Genomic DNA, 12,493 nt, shown 5'->3' on the forward strand with positions numbered 1-12,493 from the left:
CCGTATGCTACAAGTTGCGCTGCGAGCCTGCGCGCCTCAGACCGAGCAGGCCGCGCTCGCATCTGTATGTATCCCTCGGTTCACGAGGCGCCTCCAGAGATCTTCGGATCGCTCGGGCGGCGCTTCGAAGGCTGTCCGGTTATGCAGCTGCGACACCGGCTCTCGGCGTAGCAGTACCTACGACTTCAATGTCCGTACCGGAGCCCTTTCCCACATGACGAGCAGCACCGAGACCACCGCCACCACCCCGCAGGTTGCGGTCAACGACATCGGTAACGAGGAAGCCTTCCTCGCCGCGATCGACGAGACGATCAAGTACTTCAACGACGGCGACATCGTCGACGGCGTCATCGTGAAGGTCGACCGGGACGAGGTCCTGCTCGACATCGGTTACAAGACCGAAGGTGTCATCCCGAGCCGTGAGCTCTCGATCAAGCACGACGTCGACCCGAACGAGGTCGTCAAGGTCGGCGACGAGATCGAGGCCCTTGTCCTTCAGAAGGAGGACAAGGAAGGCCGCCTGATCCTCTCGAAGAAGCGCGCCCAGTACGAGCGTGCCTGGGGCACCATCGAGAAGATCAAGGAAGAGGACGGCATCGTCACCGGCACCGTCATCGAGGTTGTCAAGGGTGGTCTCATCCTCGACATCGGCCTCCGTGGCTTCCTGCCGGCCTCCCTCGTCGAGATGCGCCGTGTCCGCGACCTCCAGCCCTACGTGGGCAAGGAGCTCGAGGCGAAGATCATCGAGCTGGACAAGAACCGCAACAACGTGGTCCTGTCCCGCCGCGCCTGGCTCGAGCAGACCCAGTCCGAGGTTCGCCAGACGTTCCTCACCACCCTGCAGAAGGGCCAGGTCCGCTCCGGCGTCGTCTCCTCGATCGTCAACTTCGGTGCGTTCGTGGACCTGGGCGGCGTCGACGGTCTCGTCCACGTCTCCGAGCTGTCCTGGAAGCACATCGACCACCCGTCCGAGGTTGTCGAGGTCGGCCAGGAAGTCACCGTCGAGGTTCTCGACGTCGACATGGACCGCGAGCGTGTCTCCCTGTCGCTGAAGGCGACGCAGGAGGACCCGTGGCAGCAGTTCGCCCGGACCCACCAGATCGGTCAGGTCGTCCCGGGTAAGGTCACCAAGCTCGTTCCGTTCGGTGCGTTCGTCCGCGTCGACGAGGGCATCGAGGGTCTGGTCCACATCTCCGAGCTGGCCGAGCGCCACGTGGAGATCCCGGAGCAGGTCGTCCAGGTCAACGACGAGATCTTCGTCAAGGTCATCGACATCGACCTCGAGCGCCGCCGCATCAGCCTCTCGCTGAAGCAGGCCAACGAGTCCTTCGGTGCCGACCCGGCCTCGGTCGAGTTCGACCCGACCCTGTACGGCATGGCCGCGTCGTACGACGACCAGGGCAACTACATCTACCCCGAGGGCTTCGACCCGGAGACCAACGACTGGCTGCCGGGCTTCGAGTCCCAGCGCGAGGCGTGGGAGACGCAGTACGCCGAGGCGCAGCAGCGCTTCGAGCAGCACCAGGCCCAGGTCATCAAGTCCCGCGAGGCCGACGAGGCCGCCGCTGCCGAGGGTGGCACCGCTGCCCCGGCCGGCGCCCCCGCGGGTGCCTCCGGCGGTTCGTACTCCTCGGAGTCGGACGACAACTCCGGCGCCCTGGCGTCGGACGAGGCGCTTGCCGCCCTGCGCGAGAAGCTGGCCGGCGGCCAGAGCTGACGCTCTGCCCGGACAGCTGACCAGCTGATGTGAGGCCCGCTCCCCTTCGGGGGAGCGGGCCTCACCGCTGTTCCGGTCGGACCACCACGTGTGTCATGGCGGCTATGGTGTGACCGCGATGTTGGTCAGACCCTTGCCTCCGGTCACGGTGTTGCTCGCGTAGACGGTCGTGCGGCAGCTCGAACTCTGGTTGGTGACGCTGACGGCGAGCTGCTTGGCGCCGGTCGCGCCGCGCAGATCCGAGTTGTTGCCGCGGAACACGGTGCCGCAGCCCCAGCCGCTCTGCTGGGTGTGGGTCTCGTAGCCGTTGTTCGTGGTGTTCCTGCCGGTGTTGTTCTCCACGAGGACGTTGTTGCCCTTCACGTCGACCCAGGAGTCGTCGTAGTTCGCACCGGTCAGGCCGCGGCCGTCGAAGGTGTTTCCGATGATCTTCGCGCCGGTCGTGCCCTCCTTGATGTCGACGGCCTCGCCGCCGACGTCCGGGCCGATGGTGTTGTCGAGGATCTGCACGTTGTCGCTCCGGTCGGAGGTGCCGCCGGCCGAACCGACGTACACGCCCTCGCCCATCCCCCTGCCGTCGTTCCCGGTGTCGTGGATGCGCGAGTTCTTGATGACGCCGTCGCGGCTGGAGTTGCGGAAGTGGACGCCTTCCATGTCGAGGCCGTGAACGGTGACCGAGTCGATGACGACACCGTCCGCGGTGTCCGTCATGATGCCCTTCTGCCCGCCGGTGACCGTGATTCCCCTGACGGTCCAGTAGGAGGCGCCGTTGAGGTGGAGCCCGTAGCCGCCGCCTGCCTTGAGCACGGCTCGAGACGAGCCTGTCAGCATGATACGGGAGCTCGACGTGCCGTCCACGCTGGTCTTGAAGTTGCCGGTGTACGTGCCGTCGGCGAGCTGGATCGTGTCGCCGGGGCGGGCCGCAGTGAGGGCGGCCTTCAGTTCGGTGGCGGTGTCCACGTCGATGACCGATGCGGCATCCGCCGGGGTGGCCAGCAGGGACAGCCCGCCGGCCGCGAGCAGGGAGGCGAGCAAGGAGGGGAGCGGTTTTCTGATGCGCATGGGGGAGTACCTTCCCGTCGGTCCGAGTGGGGACAGTCCTTGTACGGTTCTCGTACATGAACATCGGGTGGGATTCTGAACGCGCGCGTTGACCCGTGACGGTAGGGACGGGGCAATGGGGTGTCAAGGTCCGTACCAGACCTCACTCCTTGGGCGGGCATCCGAACTGCCCGGCGGCAGCGGGACGTTCGGGACCGGCGGCCCGGGCAGGCGCCGTGGCAGGGGGGAACCGGGAATGCAGATGTGCCGGCGCGCGTTCTTGTCTTCGAACACGAGGAGGAGCGGTAATCGTGCTTGATCCGCAGGGTTTGTACGAGTGGGAGCCGAAGGGTCTCGCGGTCGTCGACATGGCGCTCGCGCAGGAGTCGGCCGGCCTGGTCATGCTGTACCACTTCGACGGCTACATCGACGCGGGGGAGACCGGCGAGCAGATCGTCGACAACCTGCTGGAGACGCTTCCTCACCAAGTGGTGGCGCGGTTCGACCACGACAGGCTCGTGGACTACCGGGCACGGCGCCCGCTGCTGACCTTCCGCCGCGACCGCTGGTCCGGCTACGACACGCCCTCCCTCGAGCTCAGGCTCGTCCAGGACGCCACCGGTGCACCGTTCCTGCTGCTCTCCGGCCCCGAGCCGGACGTCGAGTGGGAGCGCTTCGCGGCCGCGGTCGGCCAGATCATCGAGCGGCTCGGGGTGCGTCTCGCGGTCAACTTCCACGGCATCCCGATGGGCGTCCCGCACACCCGCCCCGTGGGCATCACCCCTCACGGCAACCGCACCGACCTCATGCCCGGGCATCGCAGCCCCTTCGACGAGGCGCAGGTACCCGGCAGCGCGGAGGCGCTCGTGGAGTACCGCCTCATGCAGGCAGGTCACGACGTACTCGGCGTGGCCGCCCATGTGCCGCACTACGTGGCTCGCTCCTCGTACCCGGACGCGGCCCTGACCGTGCTGGAGGCGATCACGGCCGCCACGGGGCTGGTGCTGCCCGGAATCGCGCACGCGTTGCGGACCGAGGCTCACCGCACCCAGACGGAGATCGAGCGGCAGATCGGGGAGGGCGACGAAGAGCTCATCGCCCTTGTGCAGGGTCTTGAGCACCAGTACGACGCGATGGCGGGTGCCGAGACTCGCGGCAGCCTTGTCGCGGAGGCCGTGGAACTGCCGTCGGCGGACGAGATCGGCCGGGAGTTCGAGCGCTTCCTCGCGGAGCGTGAGGGCGACGCCTAGCCGGTCCGTTCGGGACGGCCGCCGAACTGCGGCAGCCCACCGAGGCAGCGCCTGGGGGTCCCGGCCGGGCCGAAGCCGCGACGAGGCGCTCGCGTAGGCTGCGGCGCATGCTGACAGTGGGTCTGACCGGTGGCATCGGCGCCGGCAAGAGCGAAGTGTCCCGGCTGCTGGCCTCCTACGGGGCGGTCGTGGTCGATGCCGACAAGATCGCACGTGAGGTCGTCGAGCCCGGGACCCCCGGGCTCGCCGCCGTCGTGGACGCCTTCGGCCCGGAGGTACTGACCGCCGACGGCAGCCTTGACCGTCCCAAGCTCGGCTCGATCGTCTTCGCCGACGCCGAGCGTCTTGCCACCCTGAACGGCATCGTGCACCCCTTGGTCGGCGCCCGCTCCCGCGAACTGGAGCAGGCGGCGGGTTCGGACGACGTGGTCGTCCACGACGTGCCACTGCTCACGGAGAACAAGCTCCGGTCCCTGTACGACCTGGTCGTCGTGGTGGACGCGTCGCAGAAGACGCAGCTGGACCGGCTCGTACGGTTGCGCGGGATGACGGAGGGCGAGGCGCGCTCGAGGATGGCGGCGCAGGCCACGCGTGAGGAGCGGCTGGCCATCGCCGATCTTGTCATCGACAACGACGGGCCGTTGGAGGAACTGGAGCCTCAGGTACGCGAGGTGTGGCAGGAGCTGACCCGACGCGCGGCTTCGGGTCAGGCGCAGAGCTGACCGCCCCACGACGCGCGGGCGGCCGGAATAGCGCCGAACCCCCCTGTGTTGGAACGGATCCGTCAGGGAAGGATGCGAGCGTGTCGAACAGCAACCCGGAAACGCACGTCATCGACTTTCGCGCTGCCGAGCAGCTGCTGGCCGCGCGGGACCCGCGCGGGGCCGTCAAGCTGCTCGATTCGGTGATCGCGGCTCACCCCGAGAACACGGCGGCCCGTCTGCTGCGCGCACGAGCGTTCTTCCTGTCGGCCCAATTGCGTCCGGCGGAGCTCGAATTCGAGCTCGTTCTCGAGCGTGAGCCGGACAACGCGTTCGCCCACTTCGCGCTCGCGCGGACCTTCGAGCGGGCGGGCAAGCCCGAGCAGGCCAAGCGGCACTTCCGGCTGGCGGCGGCCCTGGACCCGAACCCGGAGTATCTGAAGGCCGCCCGGTTCGACACCGAGTGACATCCGCAAGCAGCGGAGAGGCGGGGATCCCGGCCGCTCAGCCCCGATCGGGGTCGTACGGTGGGACGTCACGGCCCGGCTGGTAGTGAGGGCCCTGCCGGATGTGCCGCACGACCAGGATCAGGTCGACGGCCACGACGACGCAGAGCACCCCGCAGGCGATGGCCCAGCCGGCCCGGCCCACCAGCGCGAAGGCGATCGTGCCGCCGGCCGTCCAGAGGAGACCCCACACGCCGAGCCAGAAACGCATCCGCAGAGGACTGCGCGCGGTGACGGGTTCACTCCCAGTACGCATCGGCATCACATCTCCCTCTTCCCCAGGATGCACCTGCCGTCATGCATGACCGTTCCTCGCCGACACCCGTTCTTCTCTGTCAGCGGCGATGACTTTTCGTGCCCATGGCGGTCTGACTGTGTGAAAGCGCTACGGAGACCCGAAGCGCCGACGCGTCCCTATCGCCTCTCGCTCGAGGAGCCAGTCATGTCCGCCAGCACCCCCACCACGCCCGCCTCCTCCCTCGCGTCCGCTTCCGCCGGAACCGTGGCCGCCGCAGGGCCGGGGCGGCGCACCCACCTTGCCGTACGCACGCTGCAGATGGTGCTCGCACTGTTCTTCGCGATCGCGAGCGCCGCCCCCAAGCTCGTGGGGCACTCGTCCGCGGCGGAGGGGTTCGACAGAATCGGCTACGGCGACTGGTACATGTACCTGGTGGGCGGTCTGGAAATGGCCGGCGCGGTGGCTCTGGTGATCCCGATCCTGTCGGGGATCTCGGCCCTTGCCCTGATGGGACTGATGATCGGCGCGTTCGTGACACAGCTGACCGTGTTCGACGGGGAGAACGCCCTCACTCCGGTCGTCTTCTTCGTGCTGCTCGCCGTCGTCGCGGTTGTCCGCCGCCGCCACAACGCCGAACTCGTCGCCTTTGTGCGCGATCGCGTCTGAGCGTGGCACCGGCCGGATGCGGCCACGCCGGGCGCCCCACCGCGGGACACCGGCGTGGCTGCGCGCGGCCGGTGCGGATGTGTGCGAGGGGTGGATATCGCCCCATAGGGCATAACGGTCATACCGTGGTATTCCATGACCGCCCCGGACGACGAGGGGGTGCCCCGATGATCGAGGAGCTGGCGGTGGCCGGCGTGGCAGTGGCGACGGGGCTCGTGGCCTATGCGATGGCCGCAGCGCGCATCGTCAAGCAGTACGAGCGCGGTGTGGTCTTCCGTCTGGGACGTCTGCACGGCGACGTGAGACGCCCGGGATTCACCATGATCGTTCCGGCCGTCGACCGGATACGCAAGGTCAACATGCAGATAGTGACCATGCCCGTACCGGCCCAGGAAGGCATCACCAGGGACAACGTCACGGTCCGCGTCGACGCGGTCGTCTACTTCCGAGTGATCGACGCGGCCAACGCGGTCATCGAGGTCGAGGACTACCGCTTCGCCGTCTCTCAGATGGCACAGACCTCGCTGCGTTCCATCATCGGCAAGAGCGACCTGGACGACCTGCTCTCCAACCGCGAAAAGCTCAACCAGGGCCTCGAGCTGATGATCGACAGCCCGGCGGTCGGCTGGGGCGTCCAGATCGACCGCGTCGAGATCAAGGACGTGTCGCTGCCGGAGACCATGAAGCGCTCGATGGCACGCCAGGCGGAGGCGGATCGCGAGCGGAGGGCCCGCGTCATCAACGCGGACGCCGAACTCCAGGCGTCCAAGAAGCTGGCGCAGGCTGCCGGCGAGATGTCCAAGCAGCCCGCGGCGCTCCAACTGCGACTGCTGCAGACGGTGGTGGCGGTGGCGGCGGAGAAGAACTCCACGCTGGTGCTGCCGTTCCCCGTGGAGTTGCTGCGGTTCCTGGAACGGGCCGCGCCACAGCCTGGCGAACCGGTCGAGGCCGGCCGGCAGGGCCGGCAGGGCGAGGTGACCGACGCGGGCACTCCGCCTTCACCCGAGGTGGCGGCCGGAACGGCCGAAGCCGCTCTCCCCATGGCGGCCGGTGAGGACCCTGCGGCGGCAGGTTCGCTGCCGGCCGACGAAATGCCGCCGATGGCCACGGGAGGCGGTGAGGACGCCGCGGAGGACGCTTCACCGGCCGGTCCCTCGCGGGTCGGCGACGTGCCGCCGATGGTGCCGGGACCGGGCGCGGTCTCCTGAACCGTCCGGGGGCAGGCACCGCGCTGCGCTGTTCACGCGCCGTGCTGCTGCTGACCTGATCAGAGGGGCGATCGAGGCTGCCTCGCGGTGCATCGGCGTCGGGCGGTCCGGCCAGGGTCCGCGCGACGGAGCCGGAGGCAGCTGCGGCGCTCGGCGCGGTCGGCGCCCGCCGACTGCCTCGGGGCCGGAAGAGCCAACGGCAGAAGGCCCAGGTCACAGCCGTGTCATCTCGAGTGTCAGACCCCGCCCGTAAGGTCGTCGGTGCGAAGTCGGAGCCGGCACTCACGGGAGAGGAGGGACGCGGTGATCTCGGTCATGGGTTCAGGCACGGAGGCGGTGACGGATACGGGCGCCGCATCCCTCCGGGCCGCTGCCGCCGTCTTCCTGCCCGCCGCGTTGCCCCGCGAGGGCCGCGTCGCGTTCTGGGACCCGGCAGGTCGTGTGCTCCCCGGAGCGGACGGCGAGATCACGGTCGTGCGTCCGGACGGCTCCGACGGCCCCGAGGTCCGCAGCGCCACCGTTCCCGCCGTCGTCATGACCGTCGTGGACGCCGCCCCGCTGCTGATGGCCGCCAGGCGGGACCCGGCCGCCCACCCGGCCGCCGCCTGCTGGGGCGCGGCCGTGCTGCATGCCCTGCACCTCGTCGCCCGCGGCCGGCTGCTGCCGGGGCTGACACCCTCCGACCACGACGCCTGGCGGGCCGGGCCGCTGGACGCCGATGACATCGCCCAGCTGAGAGCTGTCGCCGCCGCCATGCCGTACGAGGCACACGCCGTGCCCGCCGACGGCTCCCCGCCTCTGCGGCTCCCCGAGCCCGAGGCCCTGGTACGGGCCTTCTTCGATGCCGTGGCCGACAGCCTGCCGCGCACGCCGGCCGCCGAGTTCGCGGCGGGCGCGCCGTTCGCGGCCGCCGCGCCGCAGCATCTGCCCGGGGCGCGCGAATGGGCCGCCGAGGCAGCGGCAGGGATGGACGCGGGCGTCCGGGTCTCCCTGCGCCTCGACCTGTCCGCCTACGAGTTCTTCGACACCGCCCCGGACGGCGGCGCGGAGCGCAACGCAGCAGCCGCCCTCGTGCAGGTGCACAGCCTCGCCGACCCCACTCTCGTCATGGACGCGGCAAGGCTCTGGGCGGGGGCGGGCGACGAGCACTTCGGGCCGCGCGCCCGGATCGACACCGTGCTGGCACTGCGCCGCGCGGCCCGCGCCTGGCAGCCGCTCGCCCGACTGCTCGAGCGGGACGTGCCGGACGTGCTGCCGATGACGGAGGACGAGCTGTACGAGCTGCTCGGACCCGGCGCCGCCCGCCTCGACGCGGCGGGCGTGGCCGTCCACTGGCCGAAAGAGCTCGCGCGCACGCTCACGGCCGCTGCCGTCGTGCGCTCCGCTCCCGGCTCCGCCACCGACGGCACACCCTTCTTCGACAGCGAGCAACTGCTCTCCTTCGACTGGCAGCTGGCACTCGAGGGGGATCCGCTGACGGAGCGCGAGATGGACGCGCTCGCCGAGGCGCACCGCCCCATCGTGCGACTGCGCGATAGGTGGGTCGTCGTCGATCCCGATCTCGTCCGCAAGGCACGCAAGCGGGAGCTCGGCCTGCTGGAGCCGGTCGACGCGCTGGCGGTGGCGCTGACCGGTACGGCGGAGGTCGACGGGGAGACCGTGGATGCCGTGCCCACGGGCGCGCTGGCAGCCCTACGTGACCGCCTCACAGCACCGACAGCCGCCGTCGAAGCACCTGAGGGCCTGCGCGCGACCTTGCGGGACTATCAGCTCCGGGGCCTGGCGTGGCTGGACCTCATGACCTCGCTCGGCCTCGGCGGCTGCCTCGCCGACGACATGGGACTCGGCAAGACCGTCACCGTGATCGCCCTGCATCTGCGCCGGGCACGCACCACGCCGACGCTCGTCGTCTGCCCGGCGTCGCTGCTCGGCAACTGGCAACGGGAGATCGCCCGCTTCGCCCCTGACGTGCCCGTACGGCGGTTCCACGGCGCCGGCCGCACCCTCGACATGCCGGACGGCGGCTTCGTCCTGACCACGTACGGCACGATGCGCAGCAGCGCGGAGCAACTCGCCTCGCACAGCTGGGGGATGGTCGTGGCCGACGAGGCCCAGCACGTGAAGAACCCCTTCTCCGCGACCGCCAAGGCTCTGCGTACGATCCCCACGTCCGCCCGAGTGGCCCTCACCGGCACTCCCGTGGAGAACAACCTCTCCGAGCTGTGGGCACTGCTGGACTGGACGACCCCCGGACTCCTCGGCCCGCTCAAGGCCTTCCGCTCCCGCCACGCCCGCCTCGTGGAGAACGGTGAGGACGACGACGCCGTCGAGCGGCTCGCCCGGCTCGTCCGCCCGTTCCTGCTGCGCCGTAAGAAGTCCGACCCGGGCATCGTGCCCGAGCTGCCCCCGAAGACGGAGTCGGATCATCCGGTACCGCTCACCCGTGAGCAGGCGTCCCTCTACGAGGCAGTGGTGCGGGAGACGATGGCGGCGATCGAGGCCTCGGAGGGCATCGCGCGCCGTGGCCTGGTGATGAAGCTGCTCACGGCCCTCAAGCAGATCTGCAACCATCCCGCCCAGTTCCTCAAGGAGTCCGGCGAGGGCCGGGGTACCGGGGCCGCGTCGCTGAGTGGTGGAGATCCCCGTGGCGGCGCGCGATCCGGGAGCGGTGGTGGCGCCGTGGTCCGACTGGCCGGTCGCTCGGGGAAGCTGGCTCTCCTCGACGAGCTTCTCGAGACCATCCTGTCCGAGGACGGCTCCGTGCTCGTCTTCACGCAGTACGTGTCCATGGCCCGCCTGCTCTCCGCGCATCTCACCTCCCGCGCGATCCCCAGCCAGCTGCTCCACGGCGGGACACCCGTAGCCGAGCGCGAGCGCATGGTCGACCGCTTCCAGTCGGGAGAGGTGCCGGTGTTCATCCTGTCGCTCAAGGCGGCAGGCACCGGGCTGAACCTCACCAGGGCCGGTCATGTGATCCACTACGACCGCTGGTGGAACCCTGCCGTCGAGGAGCAGGCCACCGACCGCGCCTACCGCATCGGCCAGACGCAGCCCGTGCAGGTCCACCGGCTCGTCACCGAGGGCACGGTCGAGGACCGCATCGCGGAGATGCTCGCTTCCAAGCGCGCCCTGGCGGACGCGGTGCTGGGATCCGGAGAGGCGGCGCTGACCGAGCTCACCGACCGTGAACTGTCCGACCTCGTCTCCCTGCGGAGGCTCTCATGACCCCCCGCGCGCACGGTGGCTCCCGCTCCCGGCCGGGAGCGCCGGCCGGCCCCCAACACGACGATCAGCGCCGGACGTTCCCCCCGATCGAACCGCTCGCCGGCGAGGACCCGGCCACGACATGGTGGGGCAACGCCTGGGTGGAGGCGCTCGAGGACGCCGCCCTCGACCCCGCCCGTCTGGTGCGCGGCCGTGCATACGCCGCCCGGGGAAACGTCGCCGCGATCACGGTGACGCCCGGCAAGGTCATGGCGTACGTACAGGGCAGCAGGCCCCGTCCGTACCGCACGGAGATCCGCCTGCGTACGCTCACCGACGACGACTGGGACGACTTCCTCGCCGCGGCGGCGTCACGGCCCGACCACATGGCGGCGCTTCTCGACAAGGACGTCCCGCAGACGCTGGCGGCCGCCGTCGAACTGCTGCCGACACCTGGGGACCTGATCCCCGACTGCTCCTGCCCGGACGACGGCTACCCCTGCAAGCACGCTGCCGCCCTCTGCTACCAGACCGCCAGGCTGCTGGACGAGGACCCGTTCGTGCTGTTCCTCATGCGCGGCCGGGGAGAACGGGAGATCCTCGCTGCGCTCTCCCGCCGCAACGCGGCCCGTTCAGCGGCCGAGCACACCGCAGCCGCAGCCACGGCCCCCCAGGCCACCGTGCCCGCGAGCGAGGCCGTCGCTCCCGGCACCGTACGGCCGCCCCTGCCGCCGCCCTTCCCGGCACCGCGGCGTGCGGGCCGCCCACCGGCCTACCCGCACGCGCCCGGCGCCCCCGACCCGCTCGCCCTGGACCTGCTGGCCTGTGAGGCGGCCGCCCGCGCCCACACCCTCCTCACCACCGGCCGCGACCCCGTCGCAGCGCTCACCCGGTGGCAGGACGCCGTCCGGCTGGCAGCCGCCCACCCCGGCTCCGGGCTGACCGCCTCCACCCGCGCCCTCTACCGCGACCTCGCGGCCGCGGCCGACCGCACGCCCACCGACCTGGCACGCGCCGTCGCCGCGTGGCGTCAGGGCGGTCCCGCGGCCCTCTCCGCCCTGGAAGAGCCGTGGGATCCGCCCGCCGGTCCCTTCGACCGGGCGCGCCCCGCCCTGGCGGCCGCGGACTTCCCCGGCTTCAGGCCCTGGCGCAACCAGCTCTCCACCCGCTCGCTCCAGCTGAGGCTCGGCCGTGACGGCCTCTGGTACGGGTACGAGTCGGACCCCGACCGCGAGGACTGGTGGCCGCGCGGAACCCCCGACACCGACCCCGTCGGAGCGCTGGCCGCGCTCCTCGGCAGATGACGCCGTTACGGCGGCCACGTGACGGCACCACGGCCGCCCATGACGGCGCGGCGTCCGGCCGACAGAGGGCGGGCGGCGTCAGAAGTCCGCCAGCGTCGGTTCGTCGAGCCTGGCGACCGAGTCCTGGCCGTACGCGGCGACGTACGCGTCACGGATCCTTTCGATCTGCGGGTCGCGGGTAGGCGCCTCGGCCGTCGGATACAGCAGGACGAGTTCGTACGAACGCTCCCGCTCGACCACGCCGTTGGAGTCCCGCCACTGGCCGCGGCCCTCCTGGATCGTCAGCCCGTCAGGGAACCGGGGCGTGACGCTGCGGTCGACGAACGCCATGAACTGCGCGTCCGTCACGTCAGGCCCGCCGTCCGGCCGCTCCGTGCCGAAGAACAGCCGGGTCTCGAGGTATGCCTCACCACGCGCCGTCACCGCTGCCGTCGCACGAGGCTTCGCGGCCGCTTGGTCCTCCAGCGTCGCCTGCGCGGCCGGTGCGCCGACGGTCAGCACGGCGACCGCCGCGCCCGCGGCGGCGAGCAGCGTGCGCCGCGCCCGGTTCTGCTTCTGCCTCTGGCCCTGGCTCCGGCTCTGCGTGAAGGTCGGCACGGTGCGGCACCCTTTCGTGGAATCGCGGCCCGGCACTCGCCGGTGCAGCTCACTGTGGCCA

Annotated in this window: 11 protein-coding genes; 8 read left to right on the forward strand and 3 right to left on the reverse strand. The window is 70.7% G+C overall.

All coding sequences use genetic code 11. From position 1 onward, the window contains the following. Positions 1 to 214: 214 nt before the first annotated feature. A complete protein-coding gene (gene rpsA, locus GLX30_RS26620; RefSeq protein WP_005318902.1) occupies positions 215 to 1,717 on the forward strand; it encodes a 30S ribosomal protein S1 in 1,503 nt (500 codons plus the stop codon). 102 nt (positions 1,718 to 1,819) lie between these two features. Here the strand turns inward: rpsA and GLX30_RS26625 are convergent, their stop codons facing one another. Next, on the reverse strand, positions 1,820 to 2,779 hold the full coding sequence (locus GLX30_RS26625; RefSeq protein ID WP_159693043.1) for a right-handed parallel beta-helix repeat-containing protein: 960 nt from the start codon (positions 2,777 to 2,779) through the stop codon (positions 1,820 to 1,822). A gap of 290 nt (positions 2,780 to 3,069) precedes the next feature. On the opposite strand from GLX30_RS26625, the gene GLX30_RS26630 reads away from it, so the two are divergent. From GLX30_RS26630 to GLX30_RS26640, 3 genes are all read left to right on the forward strand, one after another. Next, positions 3,070 to 4,008 carry a PAC2 family protein gene (locus GLX30_RS26630; RefSeq protein WP_159693045.1) on the forward strand — a complete coding sequence of 313 codons (939 nt, stop codon included), beginning with the start codon at positions 3,070 to 3,072 and terminating at the stop codon, positions 4,006 to 4,008. Between the two features lie 107 nt (positions 4,009 to 4,115). Beyond that, positions 4,116 to 4,730, forward strand: a complete 615-nt coding sequence (coaE, locus tag GLX30_RS26635; protein ID WP_159693047.1) for a dephospho-CoA kinase — start codon at positions 4,116 to 4,118, stop codon at positions 4,728 to 4,730. Between the two features lie 80 nt (positions 4,731 to 4,810). After that, a complete protein-coding gene (locus GLX30_RS26640; RefSeq protein ID WP_159693049.1) occupies positions 4,811 to 5,176 on the forward strand; it encodes a tetratricopeptide repeat protein in 366 nt (121 codons plus the stop codon). Between the two features lie 37 nt (positions 5,177 to 5,213). On the opposite strand, the gene GLX30_RS26645 is transcribed toward GLX30_RS26640, so the two are convergent. Then, the gene (locus GLX30_RS26645; RefSeq protein WP_159693051.1) at positions 5,214 to 5,471 is read right to left on the reverse strand and encodes a DUF6343 family protein; all 258 of its coding nucleotides are present in this window, start codon (positions 5,469 to 5,471) and stop codon (positions 5,214 to 5,216) included. Positions 5,472 to 5,657: 186 nt separating this feature from the next. Here GLX30_RS26645 and GLX30_RS26650 point away from each other — a divergent pair, with 186 nt between their 5' ends. The 4 genes from GLX30_RS26650 to GLX30_RS26665 all read left to right on the forward strand — a co-directional run bounded on the left by GLX30_RS26650 (position 5,658) and on the right by GLX30_RS26665 (position 11,835). Then, the gene (locus tag GLX30_RS26650; protein WP_159693053.1) at positions 5,658 to 6,119 is read left to right on the forward strand and encodes a DoxX family protein; all 462 of its coding nucleotides are present in this window, start codon (positions 5,658 to 5,660) and stop codon (positions 6,117 to 6,119) included. A 167-nt stretch (positions 6,120 to 6,286) separates the two neighbouring features. Then, positions 6,287 to 7,327 carry a slipin family protein gene (locus tag GLX30_RS26655; RefSeq protein ID WP_159693055.1) on the forward strand — a complete coding sequence of 347 codons (1,041 nt, stop codon included), beginning with the start codon at positions 6,287 to 6,289 and terminating at the stop codon, positions 7,325 to 7,327. A 315-nt stretch (positions 7,328 to 7,642) separates the two neighbouring features. Beyond that, positions 7,643 to 10,552 (forward strand): DEAD/DEAH box helicase, encoded by a 2,910-nt coding sequence (locus GLX30_RS26660; protein WP_159693057.1) that lies wholly within the window; start codon positions 7,643 to 7,645, stop codon positions 10,550 to 10,552. After that, positions 10,549 to 11,835 (forward strand): SWIM zinc finger family protein, encoded by a 1,287-nt coding sequence (locus GLX30_RS26665; protein WP_159693059.1) that lies wholly within the window; start codon positions 10,549 to 10,551, stop codon positions 11,833 to 11,835. The genes GLX30_RS26660 and GLX30_RS26665 overlap by 4 nt, the downstream gene beginning before the upstream one ends. 78 nt (positions 11,836 to 11,913) lie before the next feature. Here GLX30_RS26665 and GLX30_RS26670 read toward each other — a convergent pair whose 3' ends face one another. Further along, positions 11,914 to 12,432 (reverse strand): DUF3574 domain-containing protein, encoded by a 519-nt coding sequence (locus tag GLX30_RS26670; protein WP_159693061.1) that lies wholly within the window; start codon positions 12,430 to 12,432, stop codon positions 11,914 to 11,916. Between the last annotated feature and the right edge of the window lie 61 nt (positions 12,433 to 12,493).

This window comes from Streptomyces sp. Tu 2975 (genome assembly GCF_009832925.1).
Taxonomy (GTDB): Bacteria; Actinomycetota; Actinomycetes; order Streptomycetales; family Streptomycetaceae; genus Streptomyces.

Bases quoted from the DNA above. Each gene is read 5' to 3' on its own strand.
- rpsA (WP_005318902.1), top strand. From the start codon at position 215: ATGACGAGCAGCACCGAGACCACCGCCACCACCCCGCAGGTTGCGGTC.
- GLX30_RS26625 (WP_159693043.1), bottom strand. From the start codon at position 2,779: ATGCGCATCAGAAAACCGCTCCCCTCCTTGCTCGCCTCCCTGCTCGCG.
- coaE (WP_159693047.1), top strand. From the start codon at position 4,116: ATGCTGACAGTGGGTCTGACCGGTGGCATCGGCGCCGGCAAGAGCGAA.
- GLX30_RS26645 (WP_159693051.1), bottom strand. From the start codon at position 5,471: ATGCGTACTGGGAGTGAACCCGTCACCGCGCGCAGTCCTCTGCGGATG.
- GLX30_RS26650 (WP_159693053.1), top strand. From the start codon at position 5,658: ATGTCCGCCAGCACCCCCACCACGCCCGCCTCCTCCCTCGCGTCCGCT.
- GLX30_RS26655 (WP_159693055.1), top strand. From the start codon at position 6,287: ATGATCGAGGAGCTGGCGGTGGCCGGCGTGGCAGTGGCGACGGGGCTC.
- GLX30_RS26660 (WP_159693057.1), top strand. From the start codon at position 7,643: ATGGGTTCAGGCACGGAGGCGGTGACGGATACGGGCGCCGCATCCCTC.
- GLX30_RS26665 (WP_159693059.1), top strand. From the start codon at position 10,549: ATGACCCCCCGCGCGCACGGTGGCTCCCGCTCCCGGCCGGGAGCGCCG.